The 19,788-nt window shown below is 65.7% G+C and carries 34 protein-coding genes; all 34 read right to left on the reverse strand.

Features of this window, described 5'->3' with window-relative positions:
• Positions 1-59: 59 nt before the first annotated feature.
• Positions 60-926: a BRO-N domain-containing protein gene (locus ACYRGX_RS17100; protein ID WP_473053644.1), complete on the reverse strand. Its 867-nt coding sequence runs from the start codon at positions 924-926 to the stop codon at positions 60-62.
• 282 nt (positions 927-1,208) lie between these two features.
• A complete protein-coding gene (locus ACYRGX_RS17105) occupies positions 1,209-1,400 on the reverse strand; it encodes a hypothetical protein (RefSeq protein WP_473056716.1) in 192 nt (63 codons plus the stop codon).
• 32 nt (positions 1,401-1,432) lie between these two features.
• Positions 1,433-1,777: a hypothetical protein gene (locus ACYRGX_RS17110; RefSeq protein ID WP_473053645.1), complete on the reverse strand. Its 345-nt coding sequence runs from the start codon at positions 1,775-1,777 to the stop codon at positions 1,433-1,435.
• Between the two features lie 36 nt (positions 1,778-1,813).
• A complete protein-coding gene (locus ACYRGX_RS17115; RefSeq protein WP_473053646.1) occupies positions 1,814-2,311 on the reverse strand; it encodes a hypothetical protein in 498 nt (165 codons plus the stop codon).
• Between the two features lie 50 nt (positions 2,312-2,361).
• The gene (locus tag ACYRGX_RS17120) at positions 2,362-2,748 is read right to left on the reverse strand and encodes a DUF3168 domain-containing protein (RefSeq protein WP_473053647.1); all 387 of its coding nucleotides are present in this window, start codon (positions 2,746-2,748) and stop codon (positions 2,362-2,364) included.
• On the reverse strand, positions 2,741-3,241 hold the full coding sequence (locus ACYRGX_RS17125; protein ID WP_473053648.1) for an HK97-gp10 family putative phage morphogenesis protein: 501 nt from the start codon (positions 3,239-3,241) through the stop codon (positions 2,741-2,743). Before ACYRGX_RS17125 ends, ACYRGX_RS17120 begins: the two co-directional genes overlap by 8 nt.
• A 2-nt stretch (positions 3,242-3,243) precedes the next feature.
• Positions 3,244-3,417, reverse strand: coding sequence for a hypothetical protein (locus tag ACYRGX_RS17130; RefSeq protein ID WP_473053649.1), 174 nt, complete (start codon positions 3,415-3,417; stop codon positions 3,244-3,246).
• Complete coding sequence (locus tag ACYRGX_RS17135) at positions 3,414-3,761, reverse strand: head-tail adaptor protein (protein ID WP_473053650.1); 348 nt, start codon at positions 3,759-3,761, stop codon at positions 3,414-3,416. Before ACYRGX_RS17135 ends, ACYRGX_RS17130 begins: the two co-directional genes overlap by 4 nt.
• Entirely contained in the window at positions 3,758-4,099 is a 342-nt protein-coding gene (locus tag ACYRGX_RS17140; RefSeq protein WP_473053651.1) for a head-tail connector protein, read from the reverse strand. The genes ACYRGX_RS17135 and ACYRGX_RS17140 overlap by 4 nt, the downstream gene beginning before the upstream one ends.
• A 3-nt stretch (positions 4,100-4,102) precedes the next feature.
• Entirely contained in the window at positions 4,103-4,351 is a 249-nt protein-coding gene (locus ACYRGX_RS17145; protein ID WP_473053652.1) for a hypothetical protein, read from the reverse strand.
• Between the two features lie 65 nt (positions 4,352-4,416).
• Positions 4,417-5,613 carry a phage major capsid protein gene (locus ACYRGX_RS17150; RefSeq protein WP_473053653.1) on the reverse strand — a complete coding sequence of 399 codons (1,197 nt, stop codon included), beginning with the start codon at positions 5,611-5,613 and terminating at the stop codon, positions 4,417-4,419.
• Positions 5,610-6,476 carry a head maturation protease, ClpP-related gene (locus tag ACYRGX_RS17155; protein WP_473053654.1) on the reverse strand — a complete coding sequence of 289 codons (867 nt, stop codon included), beginning with the start codon at positions 6,474-6,476 and terminating at the stop codon, positions 5,610-5,612. Before ACYRGX_RS17155 ends, ACYRGX_RS17150 begins: the two co-directional genes overlap by 4 nt.
• Positions 6,477-6,478: 2 nt before the next feature.
• Positions 6,479-7,768: a phage portal protein gene (locus ACYRGX_RS17160; RefSeq protein WP_473053655.1), complete on the reverse strand. Its 1,290-nt coding sequence runs from the start codon at positions 7,766-7,768 to the stop codon at positions 6,479-6,481.
• Between the two features lie 4 nt (positions 7,769-7,772).
• Entirely contained in the window at positions 7,773-7,934 is a 162-nt protein-coding gene (locus ACYRGX_RS17165; protein WP_473053656.1) for a hypothetical protein, read from the reverse strand.
• On the reverse strand, positions 7,931-9,658 hold the full coding sequence (locus ACYRGX_RS17170; protein ID WP_473053657.1) for a terminase large subunit: 1,728 nt from the start codon (positions 9,656-9,658) through the stop codon (positions 7,931-7,933). Before ACYRGX_RS17170 ends, ACYRGX_RS17165 begins: the two co-directional genes overlap by 4 nt.
• Positions 9,659-9,660: 2 nt before the next feature.
• Complete coding sequence (locus tag ACYRGX_RS17175) at positions 9,661-10,143, reverse strand: phage terminase small subunit P27 family (RefSeq protein WP_473053658.1); 483 nt, start codon at positions 10,141-10,143, stop codon at positions 9,661-9,663.
• 129 nt (positions 10,144-10,272) lie between these two features.
• On the reverse strand, positions 10,273-10,644 hold the full coding sequence (locus ACYRGX_RS17180; RefSeq protein WP_473053659.1) for an HNH endonuclease: 372 nt from the start codon (positions 10,642-10,644) through the stop codon (positions 10,273-10,275).
• A gap of 2 nt (positions 10,645-10,646) precedes the next feature.
• Positions 10,647-10,973, reverse strand: a complete 327-nt coding sequence (locus ACYRGX_RS17185; protein WP_473053660.1) for a phage holin family protein — start codon at positions 10,971-10,973, stop codon at positions 10,647-10,649.
• Positions 10,966-11,340: a putative holin gene (locus tag ACYRGX_RS17190; RefSeq protein WP_473053661.1), complete on the reverse strand. Its 375-nt coding sequence runs from the start codon at positions 11,338-11,340 to the stop codon at positions 10,966-10,968. The genes ACYRGX_RS17185 and ACYRGX_RS17190 overlap by 8 nt, the downstream gene beginning before the upstream one ends.
• A gap of 66 nt (positions 11,341-11,406) precedes the next feature.
• Positions 11,407-11,763 carry a hypothetical protein gene (locus ACYRGX_RS17195; RefSeq protein ID WP_473053662.1) on the reverse strand — a complete coding sequence of 119 codons (357 nt, stop codon included), beginning with the start codon at positions 11,761-11,763 and terminating at the stop codon, positions 11,407-11,409.
• A 226-nt stretch (positions 11,764-11,989) separates the two neighbouring features.
• Entirely contained in the window at positions 11,990-12,565 is a 576-nt protein-coding gene (locus ACYRGX_RS17200; protein WP_473053663.1) for a hypothetical protein, read from the reverse strand.
• Between the two features lie 12 nt (positions 12,566-12,577).
• Positions 12,578-12,904, reverse strand: coding sequence for a hypothetical protein (locus ACYRGX_RS17205; protein ID WP_473053664.1), 327 nt, complete (start codon positions 12,902-12,904; stop codon positions 12,578-12,580).
• Positions 12,901-13,344, reverse strand: a complete 444-nt coding sequence (locus ACYRGX_RS17210) for a VRR-NUC domain-containing protein (RefSeq protein ID WP_473053665.1) — start codon at positions 13,342-13,344, stop codon at positions 12,901-12,903. The genes ACYRGX_RS17205 and ACYRGX_RS17210 overlap by 4 nt, the downstream gene beginning before the upstream one ends.
• The gene (locus tag ACYRGX_RS17215) at positions 13,344-13,634 is read right to left on the reverse strand and encodes a hypothetical protein (protein ID WP_473053666.1); all 291 of its coding nucleotides are present in this window, start codon (positions 13,632-13,634) and stop codon (positions 13,344-13,346) included. Before ACYRGX_RS17215 ends, ACYRGX_RS17210 begins: the two co-directional genes overlap by 1 nt.
• Positions 13,635-13,684: 50 nt before the next feature.
• A complete protein-coding gene (locus ACYRGX_RS17220; protein WP_473053667.1) occupies positions 13,685-14,668 on the reverse strand; it encodes a tyrosine-type recombinase/integrase in 984 nt (327 codons plus the stop codon).
• On the reverse strand, positions 14,655-14,819 hold the full coding sequence (locus tag ACYRGX_RS17225) for a hypothetical protein (protein ID WP_473053668.1): 165 nt from the start codon (positions 14,817-14,819) through the stop codon (positions 14,655-14,657). The genes ACYRGX_RS17220 and ACYRGX_RS17225 overlap by 14 nt, the downstream gene beginning before the upstream one ends.
• Positions 14,816-15,232 carry a hypothetical protein gene (locus ACYRGX_RS17230; protein ID WP_473053669.1) on the reverse strand — a complete coding sequence of 139 codons (417 nt, stop codon included), beginning with the start codon at positions 15,230-15,232 and terminating at the stop codon, positions 14,816-14,818. Before ACYRGX_RS17230 ends, ACYRGX_RS17225 begins: the two co-directional genes overlap by 4 nt.
• Positions 15,229-15,462, reverse strand: a complete 234-nt coding sequence (locus ACYRGX_RS17235; RefSeq protein ID WP_473053670.1) for a hypothetical protein — start codon at positions 15,460-15,462, stop codon at positions 15,229-15,231. The genes ACYRGX_RS17230 and ACYRGX_RS17235 overlap by 4 nt, the downstream gene beginning before the upstream one ends.
• Positions 15,455-16,330, reverse strand: a complete 876-nt coding sequence (locus tag ACYRGX_RS17240; protein WP_473053671.1) for a DHHA1 domain-containing protein — start codon at positions 16,328-16,330, stop codon at positions 15,455-15,457. The genes ACYRGX_RS17235 and ACYRGX_RS17240 overlap by 8 nt, the downstream gene beginning before the upstream one ends.
• The gene (locus ACYRGX_RS17245; protein ID WP_473053672.1) at positions 16,323-17,021 is read right to left on the reverse strand and encodes a replication protein P; all 699 of its coding nucleotides are present in this window, start codon (positions 17,019-17,021) and stop codon (positions 16,323-16,325) included. Before ACYRGX_RS17245 ends, ACYRGX_RS17240 begins: the two co-directional genes overlap by 8 nt.
• On the reverse strand, positions 17,005-18,117 hold the full coding sequence (locus tag ACYRGX_RS17250) for a DnaT-like ssDNA-binding domain-containing protein (protein WP_473053673.1): 1,113 nt from the start codon (positions 18,115-18,117) through the stop codon (positions 17,005-17,007). Before ACYRGX_RS17250 ends, ACYRGX_RS17245 begins: the two co-directional genes overlap by 17 nt.
• On the reverse strand, positions 18,114-18,794 hold the full coding sequence (locus ACYRGX_RS17255) for a phage antirepressor KilAC domain-containing protein (RefSeq protein WP_473053674.1): 681 nt from the start codon (positions 18,792-18,794) through the stop codon (positions 18,114-18,116). The genes ACYRGX_RS17250 and ACYRGX_RS17255 overlap by 4 nt, the downstream gene beginning before the upstream one ends.
• A gap of 59 nt (positions 18,795-18,853) precedes the next feature.
• Positions 18,854-19,477, reverse strand: a complete 624-nt coding sequence (locus tag ACYRGX_RS17260; RefSeq protein WP_473053675.1) for a hypothetical protein — start codon at positions 19,475-19,477, stop codon at positions 18,854-18,856.
• Between the two features lie 45 nt (positions 19,478-19,522).
• Positions 19,523-19,750, reverse strand: a complete 228-nt coding sequence (locus tag ACYRGX_RS17265; protein WP_473053676.1) for a Cro/CI family transcriptional regulator — start codon at positions 19,748-19,750, stop codon at positions 19,523-19,525.
• Positions 19,751-19,788 lie beyond the last annotated feature (38 nt).

Consider the following 19,788-nt stretch of genomic DNA (forward strand, 5'->3'; position numbering starts at 1 on the left):
ACCAAAGCGCCAGCACAGAAACCCAGCACCGGACTGGGTTCTGCTTTCCTCTTTGGCCTCTAGGCCTGGCGTTTCATTTCGTTGATCGCCTTTGCCTGCCAGGCCGAGCGGGCTTGAAGATTGGCCAGCGCCGCCATGGCGAACTCGAACATTTCGTCCGTAGATACCAGGGTGTCCCCATAGGGTGCGGTCATAGCCTTGATCAGGTCGCGATGGTTCATGACGTAGGCATCCATCGGGACCAGCTTGTATTGCTCATTGCCGGCGTAATCGAGGGACACCAGCCAACGTTCCGCGGCGCCAACCTCGCGGCCGATCAACCCCGAGAACCCTTTGCCCTCCTCCTTCGGCAGCCACTCACCCTCCAGGGCGTAGGCGGCGATGAAGTTGCAGGCGGCCTCGAACTGGGCGGCGGGGATCAGCTCTACCCGCGGCACGTTGAAGCGGGTGTGCAGCCGGTTGTTCATCGCCAACTGGAAGCCTCGGCGGCGGTCGATGGGGATCACCTTGGCCTTGTCGCGAATCAGCCCCTTGATGACGTTCACCTCGGTCATGCCGATCAGCTCATCCATCAGGGTGGACATCTTGTTGCCGGCGTCTTCGTAGCGGCCGGTGCGACGGATCGCCGGAAGCACCTCGGCGGTTACCCACTTCTTGAAGCGCTTGGCTTCGGCCTTGCGACTGCGAAGAATCGCCGAGTACAAACCGGATTCGTTGATGACCAGCATTTCCTGATCGCCGCCAAGGGTACGCACAATCTGCGTACCCTTTTCATCGTCATCCAGGTTTCTGGTCATGTCTCCGGCAATTCGGTATTCCAGAGCGGTTGCTACATCTCCAGCTACAAACCACGGCTGGTCGTCGATCAGCAGGGTGCGGACTTCACGGGTATCAAACTTGAACGGGATGACTACGGCGGTTTTCATGGGCTGCGGCTCCTACGATCTGTCTGGAGTTCGCCACCGTCGTTACCACACGAAAATGGAGGCGAACCGTGCGCAGGGTGGTAAACCGGGGACGTAGGAACCCGGCAGCCCCGAAGGACTCCCACGCACGGCCCGCCATAAAGCGAGCACAAAAAAACGCCTTACGGCGCTGTGCGCCTACGATCACCACGGGTTACCACACCCGGCCGCTGATTTTGCAGCGACGCACGAAAGTTAACCGCTAATTGCTCCACCGTCAACGGTACAGAAATACTGTATCGGTCACTCCCTCCGCCCACGCAAGAACGCCTTGAGCCGGTCCGCGACACTGCCCTTTCGCTGCGCGGCGGGCACCGCATTGCCAGGCTTGTCGCGGTTCATCCAGTCGATGCGGGCATCGAGGGCGATCATCAGTTGCGGGATGGGGGTCTTCCAGGCGACGTCAGGCGGCCAGCCCAGCCATCCGGTGGCTATGCCGAACAGGTAGTCGACATAGCTGCCGTTCTTTACGGCGCTGTGGCCGCCGCCTCGGGCTTTCCCCGCGCGGCGATATCCGGCGGTACCGGGTTGATGAGCCCACTGATGTACGGGACCAGCGCGTTGGCCACGGTGCTGACGCCGGTGGCAAAGATGGCGGCGGCGATCTCGGCGTGTTGCTCGGGCTTGAGGCCGGCGCCGGCGACGATCAGGTCGGCACAGGCGCTAAGGCTGAGCAGGCGGGTCGCCTCCAGCGCGCCGCGTAGGCCGCCGAACTTGTGTTCGATGCGCAGCGCCGCCTCGAGGGTGGGCTGCAGGGTGTAGGTGCGCGCACCGACGACCAGGTCGACGGTACCGTGCAGGGCTTCACTCATGGATCACTCCAGCAGGTGGGGCATGCGCCCCACCGATCAGGCGGCGGGGCCGGCGATGACTTCGAGGATGTCGGTGTTGATGCCGAGGGTGATGTTGCGGCGCACGACGTTGTCGGCGCTGCCAGCGGCGACGGTGTTGTTCATCACCTTTACGCCGAAGTAGAACGTGGTGGGCAGCTCCACCGGATCGGCCGTCGGGTCGCCGTCATTGAGGGTGACCTTGATGTTGTAGTTGCCCTTGGTGCGGTCAGCGTGAGCGGTCTTGACGGCCTGTTGGCCGGCATCGCCGTTGTCGAGACCCACGGTCAGGGTCATGTCGCCGGCATCGGCGGTGCCTTTGTACTTGCGCACGCGACCATTGAGCAGGCTGGTGAAATTGACCGAGCTGAACGTGTCGCCGAATTCGCCGAGGTCTTCGATCTCGCCAACGTCGACGTAGGTGTCCGCCTCGTATTCGGCCTTCGTTTCTGCCGGGGTCTTGGTGCCAATCGCCAGCCGGCAGCCGGCGGCGGTGTTCAGGTTGTCTTCGGCCATGGGTAGTCCTCCAAGGGCGCGCGGGGTGATGCCGGGTGGCGTGGGGTGGATCAGTGAGTGGTGATGACGCGGACGACGACCGAACCCATGTAGGTGCGGCCGTCGGGCTCGCGGTTGCTGGCGGTGCTGACCAGGCGCACGGCGACAGCGCGGCCGTCGTCCAGCGCCAGGCGGCGTTCGACCAGCGCGGCGGCGATCTCGCCATTGATGCGCTTGACCTCGGCCTGCCCCTGGTAGTCGCTCCAGACGCTGAAATACAGCAGGCGCTCTTCGCGCTTGCGGCCCGATAGCGGGCTGGCGTTGGTGGCGCGCTCGCTGTCGATGGTGACGTAGGGATAGGGCGTGTCCGCCGGCACGGCGTCGTAAACCGGCACGCTCAGTTCGGCCTCCAGGCGCTGAAACACGGCGCGCTGCAGGGCGAGGGATGGATCAGGCATTGCTTGCCCCTTTGGCGGCGCGGCGCAGCGTGCTGTCGATGGCGCCGCGGATGATCACGCGGATGTCGTCGCGGTTGGTCTGAATGCTGGGGCGCAGCCAGGGGTGCGCCGGGCGCGCCGGGATGTCGGGGTTCTTGCCGAACCAGTGCTCGCCGTCCGTCTTGTTGGTGCTCCGACGGTTGCGATTGCCGGCGCGCTTTCCGCCGGTGTAGCCCTTGGTGCCGTACTCGATGAAACGCAGGTAGAAGAACTCGCGGTTGGCCTTCTTGCCGATGATGCCTACGCGGGCGTCCAGGCCGTTCTTGCTGATGCGCACCTGCAGTGCGGCAGCGGCGTCGCCGGTGTCCCTGGGGATGTCGGCCTGCTGCGTGGCCAACACCAGGTCAGCGGCCTGGGCCATTGCCCGGGGCAGATCGCTCTGATCCAGCTTGGCGATCTCCCGCAGCACACGGCGCAGCTTGAAGTCGCCTTTGATGCGGGAGCGCCTGGCCACGGTCAGGCGTCCTTGGCTGCCGCCTTGGCAGACTTCGGTGCAGCCTCTACACCGTCATCCTTGGCCAGGCCGCGGGCGATGAGTACTTCCTTGGTGGCGGCGGCGAGCTTGCTCAGGTCGTCGCCCTTCTTGGCGGTGACGGCACCGCTCAGGTTGCCAGTTGCGCGGAGGGTCATGGGGTAGTCCTCGGGGTTGGGGTGACGTTGGAGCACAGCAGCCGGAGCATGCTGTTCTCGTTGTCGGACAGCGCCGCTTCGATCAGGTAGGTGGTGGTGAGGCCCTGTCGGGTGTGTACCAGGCGCCGCCCGGCGACCAGCGCTGGCGACGGGCGAGCGCGGATCTCGGCGGTAACGACGTTCTGCAACTGGTCGGCGACGGTGGCCACGCGCCCAGTCGGCAGTGTGATCTCGACCCAGACCTTGCGCAGCTCGACCCAGGTTTCGGCGTAACCGCCCGCGCCATCGGGGACGCGCTGCTGCTCCTGCAGGGTGGCGCGGTGGCGGAGTGGGCCTGCTCTCATACACCCATCCCGACGCGGTACGGCATCAGCAGCGAGCGCGAGCTGCGCGGCAGTTCGGTGGCGATGGTGCCGGTGACCACGTCTTCGCGGTTGGCGTAGAGATGGCCGAGGATCAGCAGCGTGGCGGCGCGGATGGAGTCGTTGGCGACGATGGGCCGCTCGCCGGCGGTCTCTGCGGCTACGGCGGCAGCCAGGGCTGCATCGTCGGCGTAGACGTTGCGATCGAGGAACTGCACGGCCTGGTCCTCGGCTGCGGACAGCAGCAGCATCAGGTAGGTTTCGTCATCCTCGGGCTCGCGCAGATGCGCCTTGGCCACTGCTAGGTCCACGAATGCCATGGGTCAGCCCTTCGGGTTCTTGTCGGTGGCTAGGCCGGAGGCGATCAGTTGCAGGGCATGGCTCTTGCTGACGCCGTAGCCCTTGCCACCGCGGCGCTTGAGCTCGCCCTGGTCCTGGTAGGTGCGCAAAGGGTAGATGGTGACCTGCTGGGCGTTGGTGGGCTGGGTGCTCTCGGCGGCGCTCGCCTCGGCAGAGGACTGCGATTGATCGCCGGAATCGGCTTGCTCCGGCTGCTTGGTAGTGCGTGCCATGGTTGTTCTCCTTCACGAAAAAGGGCGCCGCTTGGGCGCCCTTCTCGATGTGGTGACGTGGTCGATTAGCCGCCGGCGACTTCGGTCAGCGAGCCGGTGACGAAGGCTTCGGGGCGATACACGGCGAAGGCCAGGCGCTCTTCAGCGCGGATGGTCACCATGTTCTTCTCGAAGTCGTCGGCGTTCTCGGTGCTGATCAGGATCTCGATGTCTTCGCGGTCGAAGATCTGCGCACCGAGCTGGAACGCACCGACCAGGAAGTCGTCCTGCGGCATGGCTTGGGTCGCCACCACCGGACGGCGCCACAGCGTGGCCGGCATGTTGCCCTGGGGCATGCCGATCAGATAGCGGCCCTCGCCGTCCTTGAGCAGCTCGATCAGTGCCCAGTCGATGGGGTTGATGACGATGCCATCGGACGGGTATTCGGCCAATTCGGCCTGCAGCAGCGCCAGGCGCAGACGGTCGATGCGCTGTTCACCGGTGACGGTGACGCCACCCGGCGCGGCGTAGTCCTGCGCCAGCGGCACCAGGCCTGCGAGGTTTGCGCCGGTGCCGTTACCGAAGAGCAGCTGCGCTTCCTCGGCCAGGCGCAGGCCGTAGCGGCCTCGGGCATCGATGATGCTTTGCAGGGCGGGCGCGTCGTCGAGGATCTGTTTCGAGGCCTTGAAAAGGTGCGCAATGGTTCGAACCGGAGCGTTTTCCAGCGCGAAGGTCAGGTCGGAGTACGGCTTGGCCGTGTTCTCCGCGACCGGCGCGGCGTTGTTCGTGAAACCGGTTTCGCGCACGTACTCGTACGAGTTGCTGCTGGTCTGGCCGGGGGCGATCAGGTCGCGGATGGTGAGCTGACGCTCAGGCAGTGCGAGGATGCCGCCACGGCGCTCTGCCGGTACCAGGGTGCCGCCGGAGCCGGAGGTCGAGGTGATGGCGGCGCGCGGCACCGCAATCCGGCGGGAGCCACGGAACGAGCTCTTCATGTCCTGCATGGCTTCGCTCTGCACGACCAGCTCGCCGGCCGACTTCGGACGTTCGGTGTCTTCGTTGCGCTTGCCGGCGTTGATCAGCTTCTGCTCGGCCTCCTGCAGGCGGGCCTGCATCTCGCCCTGCTTGGTGAGCAGTTCGTCGACCTTGGCGCGGGTTTCGGCCTGCATCTCACCGGTCTTGGTGAGTTCCTTCTGGGCGTTTTCAGCCTGGGCTTTGATCTGGTCGCCGATCTGTTTCAGGCTGGCGTTCAGTTCGTTGTACTGCTTTTCGAAGTCGCTCATCGCGATTCTCCTTTGAGGGAATTGAGGATTGCGGACGCCTCTGACAGGGAGGCGGAAAGGTCAGGGGCGATAGCGCTTCGCTTATCGGTCGGGGCAGCGTTCTGCGTGCCCCCGCCGGCAGCGCGAGGCGTGCCGGGCTTGAAATTGGCGAACAGTTCGCGCCGCTGGGCGCGGGTCATGCCGCTCTTGGCGAGGGCGATGTCCATGGCCTTCATGGCGCTGGTCTGGCGGGTTTCGGCGTCGTCGCGCTCGGTGATCTCGTCGGACGACAGCAGGCTGGTGGCCAGGGAGAGCTCGACGGCGAGCTTTCCGCGGATGAAGGTCTCGTCATCCATCAGCTCGGCCATGTCCTCGGAGGGTTGGCCGCTGACCTCGGCGTAGAGGTCGGCCATGGCAGCGTCGAATTCCTCCATGACGTCGGCGGCTTCGCGCAGGCCGTGCCGGTTGGCGGCGAGCCAGGTCCAGCAGTTGTGGATCATCAGGAAGCCGGCGCTTGCGACCTGGCGTTCATGTCCGGCCATGGCGATCAGAGAGCCGGCGCTGGCGGCCAGGCCTAGCACCTTGGTGGTGATCTGCTGGCTGTGCTCGCGCAGGCGGTTGTAGATGGCGAGGCCTTCGAACATGTCGCCGCCGGGCGAGTTGACGTAGACGGTCACCGGCTTGTCGCCGATGGCGCGCAGGGCGGCGTCGATGCGCTGGACGGTGACGCCCTGGCCCCAGTAGTCCTCGCCGATCACGCCGTAGATGGTGATGGTGTCGCCGGTGTTCTCGACGGCGGCCTGAATGGCCGGGTTCCAACGCTCGAGCGCGCGGGGGCTGACCTCGCAGCTGATGCCGGAGGCCTTGAGTTTGCTGAGGTCCATGGTTACTCCTGGGTGGGGCCGTTGAGCCATGCCTGAAGGGCGGCTTGCGCGGCCTTGCCGGCGTCGGTTTGCCCGAGGGCGTCGAGCGGGGTGAGGTTGCTCTGGACGGTAAGCACGTCGGCGTTGCCGCCCTTGCGGGGCAGGTTCTCGCGGACGCGGCAGTCGTCACGGGTGTAGATGCCGTTCTGGGTCATCGCCGAGTAGAAGGCGTGGCGGGCGGCGCTGTCGGCGCGCATCAGGCCTTCGATGGAGTACTCGGCGTAGTGCTTGAGGCGCTCGACCGGGGTCAACAATTGACGGGTGATGGCCTTCTCGACTCGGCGCAGCCAGGGGTTGAGGCAGAACGTCAGGAAGCCGATCACCTGCTGCTCGAGGCCGGTGCCCCAGCTGGTGCTTTTTTCGGTGTGGCCGACCATGTGCGGCGGCGTGCGGTAGAAGCGGCAGACTTCCTCCACACTCCACCCTCGCGTTTCGAGCAACTGGGCGTCAGTCGGGTTGATGCCAATCGACTCTGGCGTGATGCCCTCCTCCAGCACCGGAGACTTGCCGGCGTTCAGCGCGCCGGAAACCGACTCGATGTAGCCTCGGAAATCCTCGCGCTGGGCCTTCTTGAGCGTGCGATCGACCTTGAACGCCACAGTGGGCATGAGCCCTTTCTTGAAGGTGCTGTTCGCCGCTTCATCCGCGGCGATGGCAGAGCCGATGACGTTGGCGCCGTAGGTGATCGGCGACAGGCCGATGCGCCCATCCAGCGAAAACCCTGGGATGTGCAGCAGATCGGCCGTTTCAATCTCGCGCTCACCTTCGCCGGGGAAGCTGTAGAAGTAGCGCAGCACGCCGTTACGGCAATCCAGGCGCATGCGGTTCGGCAGCAGAAAGTCGAGCGCAATCACGCGGCCGCCGGCCCGATGCACAAGGGCGTAGGCATTCCCCTGCAGCAGCAGGCTGGCCAACATGGCCTCCCAGAACTGCACCGGCCCCATGTCGGCGTTCGGCGAAAGCGCCAGGACGGTGTAGAGCGGGTGGTCCTGGTTGGCCTCGCGCCCCCCATCGGGAAGGCGGGTGTAGAGGCCGAGCGGCAGGGTGGCGATGGTCTCGGCAATCAACCGAACGCAGGCCCAGACGGTAGAGACCCGCATGGCGGTGGTGACGTTGACGGCGACGCCGGCGCTGGACTGCCCACCGGAGAAGGCCGACCAGAATCCGCCATCCGTGAGCCGGATGGTTTTTCCGAACCAACTGGTGATGTCGGCCGAAGGGCGCACGACGCTGGTGGCGAGGGCCTGGCGCAAGGTTTTACTCATCGCGCAGGCCTCGGCGGATGAAGCCGGCGATGGCGAACATGCACCAACCTCCGGCGATCAGCGCCCAGCCGGTACCGGCGAGCATCCAGACGCCGGCGCACAGGAGGCCGAAGCCGACCAGGCTTGCCAGCAGGAATGCGAGGAATGCGCTCATACGATGATGGGGTTCCGTATACCGGCGAGCCAGTCGTCGTCGGCGGTTTCTGTGGGCGCCAGGGCGAGTACTCGGCCCACGGCGATGATCAGCGCCACGGCGCCGTCGATCTTGTTGTCGTCACCCTGCTTGATGGGGCGGACGACGTCGTCGTTGCCCGGGATGTTCTTGCCGATGACGTTGCCCATGCACCAGGTGAGGATCGGGTGGCCGTCGTGGTGGAAGCGCCCCGACTCGATGGCCGCTTCCAGCTCCTTCATGGGCGTGGACAGGTTGGTGTAGTTCTGGGTGATGACGACGGGTGTCAGGCCCTCGTCGTCCATGTCGTGCATCAGGCCGGTGGCTCCGTGCGGGTCGATGCCGCTCTGGCGGACGTCAAAGCGGCGGCCGTCGCCCTTGAGCTCCGAGAGGATCTCGCGGTAGTCGACCTCGGCGCCGGGGGTTTCCAACAGGTGGCCGCTGTTGACCCAGCCCTGGTACCGCTCGGCCATGCGGCGGTTTTCCTGGGAGTGGACGGTGTCCTCGGGCACCCAGAACTGCGGCACCAGGCAGTAGTAGTGGATGCGGCCGTCGATCATTCGCCAGAAGAGGCGGATCTTCGCGTTCATGTCGAGCTTGCGGGCCAGGTCGAGCCCCAGGGCCAGGTCCTGCCCCTCGAACTGCTCGAGGCTCAGCGTGGTGTCCTCGCAACTGCGCCAGGACTCCATGTTGAAGAAGCCGGTCTTCGCGCTCACCCAGACGTTGAGGTGCTTGGTCTTGAAGGTGTTGGTGAACCGCGCTGTGCGAATCGCGCGCTGCTGCTGGCTCTCCAGGTATTCCTTGAAGACGGACACGCCGAAGTTGGGGTTGGCCTTGGCCAGCACCTTCGGGTCGGTCCAGTCGTCGCCCTCGTCGATGGTCCAGACCCAGCCGAACAACTCGTCGTCCGGCACGGTGCCGTCGAGCATTTCGAGGACCTGGCGACGCTTGTCGTAGCAGGGCCCGGCGATGTTGGCGCCGGCGGTGGTGATGATGAACATCAGCGGCTGCCTACGGGCACCCATGCCGGTGAGCATGGTTTCGTAGAGCGCCGCGGTGTCGTGCTCGTGGTACTCGTCGACGATGGAACAGCTCGGCGACGAGCCGTCGCCGGGGTCGCCGATGATCGGCTCGAAGCGGCTGGAGTCATCCGGCCGGTTCATGTTCGAGGCGTTGACCTCGATGCCGGCGGCCTCCATCAGCATCGGCGATCGCTTCACCATCAGCCGCGCTGGGCGAAACACCTCCCAGGCCTGTTTCTCGGTGGTGGCGCCGGCGTAGACCTCGGCTCCGAACTCGCCGTCGGCGCAGAACATCGCGATGCCAACGCCGGCGGCGATCACCGACTTCCCGTTCTTGCGGGGCACTTCCCAGTAGCTTTCGCGGAAGCGGCGGAAGCCGCTGTTCTTCCGCACCCAGCCGAATGTGCAGGCCATGCCGAACGCTTGCCAGGGCTCCAGGGTGATGAGTTGGCGCTTGAACGCCCACTCGCCCTTGGTGTGCGGCAGCAGCTGAATGAGCCGCAGCTTCTTCTCGGCCTTGGCCGCGTCGAACTTGTAGCGGAACTTGGCGGTGCGGCTGGCTTCGATGTCGTCGAAGTGGCGCTCGATCGCCAAGCGCACGTAGCGGCAGCACGGCAACTTGCCGGCCAGGACCTTGCGCGCCCACCGCATCGCTCCGTCGACGATGGGGTGCTTGCTCGCCATGCTCAGCCGTTGCCGAGCAACTCGGCGAATGGGTTTCCGACAGGTTTCTTGCGGCCGGTGATCAGCCGCTGGCGGCTCGACGGATCAAGGCCGAGCATGGAGCCGAAGGTGACCATCTGCGCCATCGCCTCTTTCGCGGCGGTGAGCGCGGGGTTTTTCATCGGGCCGCCCGTTGCGCCCTCCACCACTGGGCCGTGCGCGGTGACGTGATCCTGGGCGATGCGCCAGTTGGAGTACGCAACGCAAAACGCCTCGACGTTGTGCAGGTCGGTGATCTGCAACACCTGCTCGCCGAGCAGTTGCGGCACGACCGTTTCCCACATCGTGACCGCCAGCTCTGGCAGCCACTCGGGCGGATCGACCGCGGTCAGCTCTGCGAACGTCGGCTCGCTTTTGTTCAGTGCGCGCTTGCCGGGGTTGCCCGCCAGCGCCTTCTGGGCGGTTGGTTTCGGGCGCCGCCCGGAGCGCCCTTTGGCCCCGGGCATCGGCGCGACTCCTGGAATTCATTTTTCGCGGGCGTATGAACAAGCTTCAGGGGGCGGTCTCATCTCGAAAGGCCTCAGACTTTCGACCCACCCTCCCCCTGTCGCACCATCGTGGTGCGGCGGGCAGGCTCAGGCCGGAGGGGCCGCGCGCCGCTCCCGGGCGGTCTTCGCCCGGTGGCAGGGCGTGCAGATCGCCTCAAGGTTGTCCGGATCGTCGGTGCCGCCGCTGGCCTTGTTCAGCCGGTGGTCGACCTCGGTCGCCTCGGTGATACGACCGGCGCGAAGGCACGCCTGGCAGAGGTAGTCATCACGCTTGAGAATCTGCAGGCGCAGCTTTCGCCAACGGCTGTCATACCCGCGCGACGCCGCGCTGCCCTTCCAGGCTGGGCGCTTGTTCCAGTTCGAGGCCTCGCTGCGGTGCTCGTCACAGTACCCGCTCGGGTCCCGCGTAAGCGTCTGGCAGAGGCGGCTCCGGCAGGGCTTGAGTGGACGAGAGGGCATTCCTAGCGCCCCTCATTGCGCCGCTCTTGGCCGTCCCAGGGTGAATCCACCCTGGACACAACCCTGGCAATGTTCCCCTTCGCGCGGAACACGAGCCACGCCAGTACGGCCAACACGATCAGCAGCAGTGGCGGCATCGGCTCAACGGGGCGAATGAACAGCACAGACAGCGCCACCGACAACGCGTAACAGCCAGTGCCAACGGCGAGTAGCCATGCACACAGCGAAACACCGGGGCGGTAGCGTGCCTCAACATCCCGCCACGAGATGATCCTGCCGCAGATCGCGCTGCTCAATGCGGCCCCGATGAGAGTCCAGAGATCAGCCATTTCGGCCTCCAAAGCGACCCGCTACCCAGCGGAGCCACCCTGGCACTTTCCCTCCCTGGCCCCACTCGAGCAGGCTCACACACAGAACGACGCACAATAGACCGCCAAGGAATGCAGCAAGCCCAGAGGTCGCCGTCCACTTCCTCCCGAGCAGCTCTACTGCGATGTAGTAGCCGAACACCCAAGACGCTATTAGGTAGCCGAGGCGGCCCCAGATCGATAGGCCCTGCTTGAACACGATGAAGAACAGTGCGCCGCCGAAAGCGCCAACTACGGCGTTTATGTCCACGGCGGGAAACATGCTCGCGGCAGTCGCACCCAGCACCCCGGTTACTGCGGCGGCGGCTCCGGTGCTCAGGTCTGCCATTGCTTTCTCCAGAAACGAAAAAGCCCGGCGCAACGGCCGGGCTTCAGATTTAATTACAAGCGGCGACTAAGCAGCTCGACGGTGATAGACGTACAGCCACAGCAGCCCAACAGGCGCCACAAAGATCGCCATGCACCAGCACAGAACCATCGTGAAGATTTTCGCGGCCAGGAAAATGATGGCGTTCCCGAAGATGACATTATCCCCGAGCAAGAAACCAACGACCTTCTCGTAAACGAAGCGAGAGTATGGGTAAAGCAGAGTGTTGACCGCCAGGAACACGATCGAGCCGACCGTGACTGGTCGTTCACCTTGCGCGAGAACCCAGATCATCACAGCCGTAATGACAAAGCCGAAGAACAGCTGACGGAAGAAATATTGCTTCGAGAGTCCGCCGAAAGTCATACGCAGGAAGTCACGCACGAAAATCTCCTTGGATAGATGGGTCGTCCATGTGAAGCGACCCGATCCGGGTCGCCCGTAGCGGCGCCAAGGATACACGACGCATTCCAAACTTTCCGAGCAAGGCTCAGAAGAGTGGCACAAAAAAGCCCGGCGTAATGGCCGGGCTCTTGGGTGTCATCACCAGCACGCGCAGGAATGACAAGATGGAGAAATCTTCGGCCAGCCGGCCAGTCACTGTCAACCCCTACGCTGCTACATCCAGCAGCACGCCTTCGGCCTTCAGTATTTCGCCAGCCGCCACCAGCGCCTCGCCGCACATCTCGTCTAGGACCGCGAACACCCCGGCGCGCCACCGACGACGGGTGCGCTCCGGGTTCGCCTCCAGATCCCAGGCGTTCATATCGTAGAACTCGCGAGGCAGCACGAGCACGTCGCTGGAGCGCTTCCCGTCTACCCCCTTCATCTGCGGGATAGCCCAAGCCGTCACAGCCTTGGCCACGAACAGACGCGGCGCCGGCGACGCCACCAGCGGTACCAGCCGGCCGATGGCGTCGACCTTCCGGCCGCGGTGTGTCGAGAACCGGGCGAGCAGCGCGTGCCAGTGCCGAGGAATCAGCCCGCTGTGCAGCCGAGCGTGCACCCAGCAGTTCACCTCTCCGCGGTTGAGCCGCTCGCCACCGGAGCGCATCAGCACTGCCAGGTCCAATCCATCCTGGTGCCCCGCTCGGTAGAGCTTCTGCCAGGCCTGCGTGCTCGTGTTGTCGATCGCCTCGGCTGCCAGGGCCGCCACCACCGCGCTCAGCACATTCGTGTAAATCATCGCCCTTCCCCCTCAATCCAACGTCCGGTGACCTGGGCCGCCCCGCCCGTCACCGTGGTAATCCCCGCTCGGCCCCATCAACCCGTGGCGCCGTACCACCTCGCTCATCCTCGCCAGTGCCGCCTGCGACTCGTTCAGCCGCAGGCGCAGCTGCTGCACCAGCACCTCGGCGGAAAGAGCCGCTCCGCTATCCGCAGCGACCAGCCCTGATCCATTGCAGGCAACGCAATCCATCTGATGGAACACGCCCTGCACAAATCCACGTCCATCGCAGTTGCTGCAGCTCGCCAGCGGCAACCGCTCAATGCGTAACGCCGGCCCGTGCTGGCGCCGGCTCACGGGCGCACCACCTGGGTGGGCGGCAGGGCCAGGTAGTCGTCGAGCGCCTGGATCGCCTCATCCAGCCCCTTGCACACCAGGGCCAGATAACCCTGCTGCTCGACGGCAACCTGCCAGGCCAACTGGCTGGCGCTGACCACGGCGTCGTGCGGCGGCGTTGCCTTGAACTCCAAGTAGAGCCCGTGAAACCCGCCGCGAGCCATCGCCACCACCAGATCGCTTACGCCGGCCTTCACTCCCTGGGCCTTGAGTTGCGCCGCAACCGCCTTCACCCGGTGCCCACCGTTCGGCACGTGGTAGGTCATCTTGGCCGCGAGCGGATGCCGGACCTGCAGCCAGTTCATCAGAGCCTTCTGCTCGTTGCCCTCGTAGTCCACTGGCGGCGCGCGGCGCACCTTGGTGCGCCCCTTCCAGGGCTTGATCGGGGCCTGTGCCGCCATCACTTCAAGCCCCCAAAGATGAGGACATTGCCGCCCAGGCTGCGATGCCCTCTCCGCACCTCCATGTTCTGTAGCTCAAGCCGGTGGATGATTTCTTTCACCACCCACACCAAATGCTCCTGCGCCAGTCGGCTGCCGTGGTGATCGACCAGAGCCACTTCTGCCCGAGGATTGGCAATAGCAACCGCGAGATAGCCCAGCGCCTGGGCGGTGGTGCGCCCTTGGCGACGGCCATGCAGCGAACGGAGGAACTCCAGTGCCGGCTGTTCGATGCTCTCCTGAACCTTCATTCCATCTACCTCTATGAGAAATGGGAAAAATCGCTGAACGCCGCGCAGCACTAGGCCGCAACGCCATTCGTGGAAAATGTGGTTTCGTCGGTTTTTAGGCAGTGCGCGGCGGTGAATCCGCGCTCGTCGAGCCACCCGTGCCAGCGCTCCAGCGCGTCGCGGCGCAGGTCCACCACCGCTGTGTGGATGTACGTGCTGGCCAGCTTGCCCATCGAGTGGTTCAGCAGCATCTCGCCCACCAGGTAGTCGATGCCGATCTCCGCCCACACAGTGCGCGCCAGCTTGCGCAGGTCATGGCTGCGCCACTGCCGGCCGCTGACCTTGCGGATCAGTGCGCTGGCCTGCTCCTTCGACAGGCCCTCGCCGCCCTGCCCTGCGAACACCCACGGGCTGCCCGAGCGCGCCGGGTGCTGGAGTTGCCGGTAGCGATCGAGCAGCGCGCAGGCTTGGGCCGTCAGCGGCACCGTCAGCTCCGCGCCGGTCTTGGTGTTCTGCGCCGGGATGATCCAGACACGCTCGCTCAGGCTGATGTGCTGCCAGCGCGCCAGCGCCGTCTCGCTGATGCGGGTGCCGTGGGCGAGCATCATCAGCGCCAGCATCCCGCCGAGTGGCTCCTGCTCGAGCGCCTGGCACAGCGCAGGCACCAGGGTCGGTACATCGACCGGCAACAGCCCGGCGGCGCGCGGCGCCAGCTGCCCCGTCCAGAAATCCTTCCAGCTCACCGAGGCCAGCGGGTTGGTGTCGATGCGCTTCTGCCGTTCGGCCAGCGCCAGCGCCTGCTGCAGCCCCTGCACCGCTTTGTGCACCGTGTGCGGCGAGCAGACCTGCTGCATCGGCCACACTAGCCGATCGTCCACCGCCGAGCGGGACAACTTCTTCAGCGTCACCGTACCGAGCGACGGCATCACGTGGCGCCGCATCAGGCTGCCCATCGTCCGCCGGTAGCTAGCGGACACCGCCCGGTTGGTCTCCAGGCGGCCGAGCCACCAGGTCAGCACCTGTCCGGTGGTGCGGAAACCGTCACGCGCGGCCATGACGCCCCCTCAGCCCGCGATAGAGCAGCACGGCCCAGAACTGAGGCCACAGCAGCACCGCCCGCACGTGCTTCACGCGGCACGGCATGCTGATGGTGATCGCCAGGGTGTAGAGGCCAGCGCACCCGTAGTAGATCAACGCCAGGGTCATGCGCGGAACCCCACGAAGTTCAGCGCTCGGACGGCCTGCTCGCGCGTCTCGCCGTACCGCTGCATGCGCAGCCAGGTATGCACATTGGGGTACTGCTTCGTGGAGTGGTGGTGCCAGAAATTGTCGGGAATCTCTCGCCGAAAGTCGGCAAGGTCGACGTCGTAGTACGTCTCCAGCGCGCGGGCGGGGCCGAAGCTGTTGTTCCAGGTCTGCACCGGGTATCCCACCCCGTCCCATGGCAGCACTGCATGCACCAACTGGCCGCCAATGAAGCCACCCGGACAGTGGCCGAGGTAGTCAGCAATATCGCCAACTCGCACGTATGGATCTCGGGGATATTCCAGCGCCGGAATAACGATGCCGGCTGCAGGCGCCAGCGCAATTAGTTTCAGCAATTCTCGACGAGTGATCATGCGTCCGAGTCCTCATCCGCCCGGCGCGCCATGTCCTCGGCGATTGCGGCGACCACCCGGTCGCGGTCCCCCTCGTAGGCGAAAGGCTGGGCGCCGCCGGGCCGGCTGATCGCGTAGCGGATCTCGGGGATTCGGCACTCGGCTACGGTGTAGCCGCTGTCGGTCAACCAGCAGCGCGGGATCACCCGGCCGTCGGCGTTGCGCTTCTCGCGCCAGGCGATGTCAGCCATTCCCGTTCTCCGGCAGAGATCCGTTGTCGCTCAGCGGCACACTGAACCCCGCCGCCGTCGCATGCCCGCCTCCGCCGAACCGCTTGGCGATCGCTCCCACATCCACCGCGCCGCGGCTGCTGCGCAGGCTGAAAACCCGCTCGGTTGCCCCGTCGTAATAGGTCGCTGAGAAGGGCTCGCCCACGCACATCAGGTTTCCGGCATCACTGGCCATCGTGAACGGCAGGTTCGCCACCGGCACGTCGTAGCCAGCGATCACCATCCGGCGGGTGGTCGCCGGCAGCAGCCTCTCCAAGTCCTGCGCCTGTTTGCGCAGCAGCGCAGCACCCTCGTTGAGCAGTTCGCCGACGCCGCCCTCGACGAAGCGCTCCCAGCGTTCGAACTCCTGGGGGTAGCTGAACAGCGCGGCCGTGACGGCAGCGGTATCGGGAAGGCGCCAGCGCCACAGGTCCCGGTCCTCGATGTGGTCGATCAGCGCCGGGCGCGGCGCACCCGGGAAGAACACGTCCCAGGTCAGCCCTGCACCGCTACGGTCCATGTCGAAGATCGACGCCAACGGCACGCCCGAGGCTCGCCACAGGTCGTAACGTTCCGGCGCGCGGGGCACGCCCGCCAGATCGGCCTCAGCTGTCTTGTGATGGTCGATCACCAGCACCGCCACTGCCTGCTCGGCCATGGCCTGCAGCACGGCGAGCGGATAGGAAAAGTCCACCACCAGCACCACCTTCCCGGTCACGTCCGGCGGGGCCGAGCCATACTGGGCGGCATGAAACTCCACCTGTCGCTGGAAGGCCAGGCGCACCACGTAGGCCGCCCCGAATCCGTCAGCGCATCCGCCGTGGTAGATACACAGCACCTGGTCACCCATTCAAGTTCTCCCGCTTGATCCCCAATTTCCCCAGCAGCAGCGCTCGCGCGCCCTGCCCCGTTCCGGCCAGGCCCTGGTCGTGCAGGCGCTGCTGCAGGGCCTGCTCGGCGTGCTCCTCGTGCACCTCGGCCGCGGTGCGCTGCCCGTCGTGGGCCAGCGCCAGGCGCGGAGGGGTCAGTTTCTCGCCGCAGGCAACCTGGCGCACCAGTTGCTCGTAGTGCCGCTCGAACGCACCACGGATCTGCTCAGCACGGCGCCCGTCGGCGGTGCGCAACTCGTGGCAGCCAGTGGCCACGGCAGCGATGCGCACGGCGGGATGACTCCAGCGGTGACGCGCGTTCATCGCATGGCTCACGGCCTCGCGGTACGCCGCCTCAGGCGACGGCAAACCCAGGGCCTCGGCCTTGGGCCGGCACAGCGCCAGGAAGTCGCCGACGCTCGGCAAGGACTTGCGCTCCCGCCCAGCCTGGTAGTCCACCCCCAGTCGACGCAGCGCCAGGTCGAACAACGGCGGCGGTACCTGGGCCAATTCGATGCGCATCCACGCTCGTTTGGCCGCGCGAAGTTTTTCTGGGTCGTCTCCCGGAAACTCCCAGCGGAACGCCGAGGCCAACGCCAGGTCGGTCTGCAGCGTCGCGAACACCACGTTCACGCGGTCAGCCAGCTGCTGCCGGTCACAGAACGGGGGCATCGTCTGCCCAGGTGTCGTCTGCGATGTTGTCGACGAGCGAGACGCCAGCAGCGCGCCCACGGGTTGCGGTTGAGTCACGGGAACCTCCGGCGGCCACCTGGGCGCGCACTCGAATGGCCTGTTGTACGAGCCGACGGCACCAGCCGGCGTGGGTGTCTGCGTCAGGACGGGTCAGCCAGTAGCCGACGAACTCGGCCACCAGGGGCGGTTGCAGGTCGGCCAGGGCCAGGCCAGCGGTGCGCATGTGAACGCGCAGCGTCACCTCGTCCGGCTCCCAGCCCTCGAACATCTCGAACCGCCGGCGCCGCGCGTCAGCGGCTTCTGAAGTAGCGTTAGCTACTGAAGAAGAAGATGAAGATGAAGAAGAAGTAGAAGAGCCGTCACCCAGCCCTTCACCCTTCCGCCGGCTGGGTGAAGGGCTGGGTGACGCGTCGGGTTGCCGGAAGGGTGATTCCCAGTCCTCGGGAAGGGTGTCTGCTTTATCCCGGTTGCACCGGACGCAAGACGGAACCAGGTTTTCCAGCTTTTCGCTGCCGCCCTTGCTTCTAGGCACGAGGTGGTCGATCTGCCAGTCCGCAGCCAGCGGAGTATTGCAGTGCGTGCAATGCCCCTCCGTCTTGCTGAATACCAGGTCCCTTAGCTTCTGTCGGTCCGTCGGCTGCTCGGATTTCTTAGCTCCAGGCGGCAACGGATCGTCCTTCGGCTTGAACCTTGTAGACCCGCCCGTCCGCCCCCGCACGTGCTCATCGCGCACCATGCGCGGGGAATACCAGATGGGGCCAACCTGCTCAGCGACCAGCACCACCGGCTCACCAGGCCGGCGCCCGCTCATGGGCGTGTAAATCATCGCCTCGCACACGCCCTTCTCGCAGCCATACAGCACGCCGCAATCGACCAACTCGCGCAGCAGCTTCATAGGCGCGCCCAGGGCCTGCGCGATCTCTTTCAGCGACCAGCGCAGCACGCCGTATTCGTCGCTGTCGTGCATCAGCCCCATCAGCTCGATCCACACCCCGCGCGCGCCCCAGGAGCAGCGGCGCAGCTTCGCGTTGTTCCGCCAGTCAGCGGGGTAGAACTGGAATGCCGGCCGCTTCACGACGCCATCTCCAGCCGCTCGGCGAGCAGCGCCAGCCCGCGAGGTGTGACGCGCACCTGTGACGCGATGCGATCAGCGCCGTCATCGTCACGCCCCACCACCGAGGTCCTGTGCACCAGCAGGCCGGCAGCCAGTCGCGGCTGGTAGGCGATCCAGCGGGCCGAATTGGTCCGGCGGTAAATCCAGCGATTCGCCTGCAGGTAGGCCAGCAAGTCCTGGCGCCGCGCGCCCAGGTGCTTCGCCGCATCGGTCAGGCACATCGTGCCCTCGGCGACGCTCAGGCGTTCCAGCGCCGCCACTTTCGGTGCCTGGGCCTCCACTTGAGCCGCGAGGTCGGCAGCCAGGCGCAGTGCCTCGGGCAGCGAGCGTGGCACCGCCGGCGTCAGCGCCAACTCGAGTTCGTGCAGACGGTCGATCACCCGTGCGCGCAGCGGCACGCTGTAACCGGTCAGCAGAATCTCAACTTCCCGGCGCGGCAGCCGGAACACGGTGTAGGGCTGGTTGTTCTGGGGGTTGCGCTGGGTGTGCTCAAACCTGAGCACACCCCCTTCGCCGTGCAACTGCACCAGCATCCCGCGGATATCTCGGGTCACGTTGCGGTGCGCCTTGCCGGTCAGCACCGCGATCTCCTGGGACGTCATCGTCACAGGGTTGGCCATGGCCATCGGTTCGTTCATAATCACCTCGCACTCTGAAAAGCCCCGGTGGCGCGTCAACGCCTATACCGGGGCTTTTTTTATTTCACTGCCCGAAGGCTGTTCAGCTGGCCTTGCTCGTCCAGCACCGCCTGGAACGCACGCTGGATTTCGTAGGCACGAGCCCGCAGGCTCGACAGCGCGTGAATCGCATCTGGCAACAGCGGCAGGTCCTGCTCGTTCACTGTTCCATCGGCCAGCACCGCGCCAGCGTGGGAGACCGACGCGCCCAGGCGCTTCACCATCTCCCCGAACGCACTAACGGCACAGGCATCGGTGCCCAGGGCGCGAGCGCCGATCAGGCCGTAGCGCCCAGCCAACTCGTTGATGCAGCGCTCGCGGTACTCCGGCGCCAGCGCCTGCACCCACCCTTCCTCGATCCACGACGGCAGGTCGTTCTCGCCCGCGAGGTAGCGGCTCACACGGCGCAGCCAGCTGCCGGCCGCTTTCAGGTAGCCCTCGGCATTCCCCTCCTGTTGCAGGCGTTCAAAATCCGGCACGCGCTCGGCCGTGGCTTTCTCGGGGATCTGCGCGTGCAGCTCCGCGGCCAGCGCCTGGGCAAAACGGTCCTGGCTGAACGACGTGCGCGCGATCATCTCGACGGCATGCGCCACCAGCACCTGGTCGCGGCTGTTCGTTCGGGGTCTGGAACTGGACGTGGTCATGAGTGAGGGGCTTCCGTAGTCTGGATTCGTTGGCAGAGGGACGGGCTATGCGGCGGATTCGGTAGCCGGCTCGCCGGGGTAGAGATCAGGGCGCAGTTCGTGACGAGTCACGGCCTTTTGGGTGGCCTCTTCGATCTGCAGCACTCGTTCTGCGGGCACTCGGCCGGTGGAGCACATCCGCTGCACTGCCTGAGGCGTGCAACCCAGCGCGCGCGCCAGGGCGGACTGACCGCCAACAGCCGAGGCCGCGCGGGTCGCGGCGTTCTCTTTCATGGGGCATCTCAGATAGCTGATTACAACTCAAAGTTACA

The sequence above is a fragment of the Pseudomonas sp. R4-15 genome (genome assembly GCF_055768815.1).

Bases quoted from the DNA above. Each gene is read 5' to 3' on its own strand.
- ACYRGX_RS17100 (WP_473053644.1), bottom strand. From the start codon at position 926: ATGAAAACCGCCGTAGTCATCCCGTTCAAGTTTGATACCCGTGAAGTC.
- ACYRGX_RS17110 (WP_473053645.1), bottom strand. From the start codon at position 1,777: ATGAGTGAAGCCCTGCACGGTACCGTCGACCTGGTCGTCGGTGCGCGC.
- ACYRGX_RS17115 (WP_473053646.1), bottom strand. From the start codon at position 2,311: ATGGCCGAAGACAACCTGAACACCGCCGCCGGCTGCCGGCTGGCGATT.
- ACYRGX_RS17120 (WP_473053647.1), bottom strand. From the start codon at position 2,748: ATGCCTGATCCATCCCTCGCCCTGCAGCGCGCCGTGTTTCAGCGCCTG.
- ACYRGX_RS17130 (WP_473053649.1), bottom strand. From the start codon at position 3,417: ATGACCCTCCGCGCAACTGGCAACCTGAGCGGTGCCGTCACCGCCAAG.
- ACYRGX_RS17135 (WP_473053650.1), bottom strand. From the start codon at position 3,761: ATGAGAGCAGGCCCACTCCGCCACCGCGCCACCCTGCAGGAGCAGCAG.
- ACYRGX_RS17140 (WP_473053651.1), bottom strand. From the start codon at position 4,099: ATGGCATTCGTGGACCTAGCAGTGGCCAAGGCGCATCTGCGCGAGCCC.
- ACYRGX_RS17145 (WP_473053652.1), bottom strand. From the start codon at position 4,351: ATGGCACGCACTACCAAGCAGCCGGAGCAAGCCGATTCCGGCGATCAA.
- ACYRGX_RS17150 (WP_473053653.1), bottom strand. From the start codon at position 5,613: ATGAGCGACTTCGAAAAGCAGTACAACGAACTGAACGCCAGCCTGAAA.
- ACYRGX_RS17155 (WP_473053654.1), bottom strand. From the start codon at position 6,476: ATGGACCTCAGCAAACTCAAGGCCTCCGGCATCAGCTGCGAGGTCAGC.
- ACYRGX_RS17165 (WP_473053656.1), bottom strand. From the start codon at position 7,934: ATGAGCGCATTCCTCGCATTCCTGCTGGCAAGCCTGGTCGGCTTCGGC.
- ACYRGX_RS17170 (WP_473053657.1), bottom strand. From the start codon at position 9,658: ATGGCGAGCAAGCACCCCATCGTCGACGGAGCGATGCGGTGGGCGCGC.
- ACYRGX_RS17175 (WP_473053658.1), bottom strand. From the start codon at position 10,143: ATGCCCGGGGCCAAAGGGCGCTCCGGGCGGCGCCCGAAACCAACCGCC.
- ACYRGX_RS17180 (WP_473053659.1), bottom strand. From the start codon at position 10,644: ATGCCCTCTCGTCCACTCAAGCCCTGCCGGAGCCGCCTCTGCCAGACG.
- ACYRGX_RS17185 (WP_473053660.1), bottom strand. From the start codon at position 10,973: ATGGCTGATCTCTGGACTCTCATCGGGGCCGCATTGAGCAGCGCGATC.
- ACYRGX_RS17190 (WP_473053661.1), bottom strand. From the start codon at position 11,340: ATGGCAGACCTGAGCACCGGAGCCGCCGCCGCAGTAACCGGGGTGCTG.
- ACYRGX_RS17200 (WP_473053663.1), bottom strand. From the start codon at position 12,565: ATGATTTACACGAATGTGCTGAGCGCGGTGGTGGCGGCCCTGGCAGCC.
- ACYRGX_RS17210 (WP_473053665.1), bottom strand. From the start codon at position 13,344: ATGGCGGCACAGGCCCCGATCAAGCCCTGGAAGGGGCGCACCAAGGTG.
- ACYRGX_RS17215 (WP_473053666.1), bottom strand. From the start codon at position 13,634: ATGAAGGTTCAGGAGAGCATCGAACAGCCGGCACTGGAGTTCCTCCGT.
- ACYRGX_RS17220 (WP_473053667.1), bottom strand. From the start codon at position 14,668: ATGGCCGCGCGTGACGGTTTCCGCACCACCGGACAGGTGCTGACCTGG.
- ACYRGX_RS17225 (WP_473053668.1), bottom strand. From the start codon at position 14,819: ATGACCCTGGCGTTGATCTACTACGGGTGCGCTGGCCTCTACACCCTG.
- ACYRGX_RS17230 (WP_473053669.1), bottom strand. From the start codon at position 15,232: ATGATCACTCGTCGAGAATTGCTGAAACTAATTGCGCTGGCGCCTGCA.
- ACYRGX_RS17235 (WP_473053670.1), bottom strand. From the start codon at position 15,462: ATGGCTGACATCGCCTGGCGCGAGAAGCGCAACGCCGACGGCCGGGTG.
- ACYRGX_RS17240 (WP_473053671.1), bottom strand. From the start codon at position 16,330: ATGGGTGACCAGGTGCTGTGTATCTACCACGGCGGATGCGCTGACGGA.
- ACYRGX_RS17245 (WP_473053672.1), bottom strand. From the start codon at position 17,021: ATGCCCCCGTTCTGTGACCGGCAGCAGCTGGCTGACCGCGTGAACGTG.
- ACYRGX_RS17255 (WP_473053674.1), bottom strand. From the start codon at position 18,794: ATGAACGAACCGATGGCCATGGCCAACCCTGTGACGATGACGTCCCAG.
- ACYRGX_RS17260 (WP_473053675.1), bottom strand. From the start codon at position 19,477: ATGACCACGTCCAGTTCCAGACCCCGAACGAACAGCCGCGACCAGGTG.
- ACYRGX_RS17265 (WP_473053676.1), bottom strand. From the start codon at position 19,750: ATGAAAGAGAACGCCGCGACCCGCGCGGCCTCGGCTGTTGGCGGTCAG.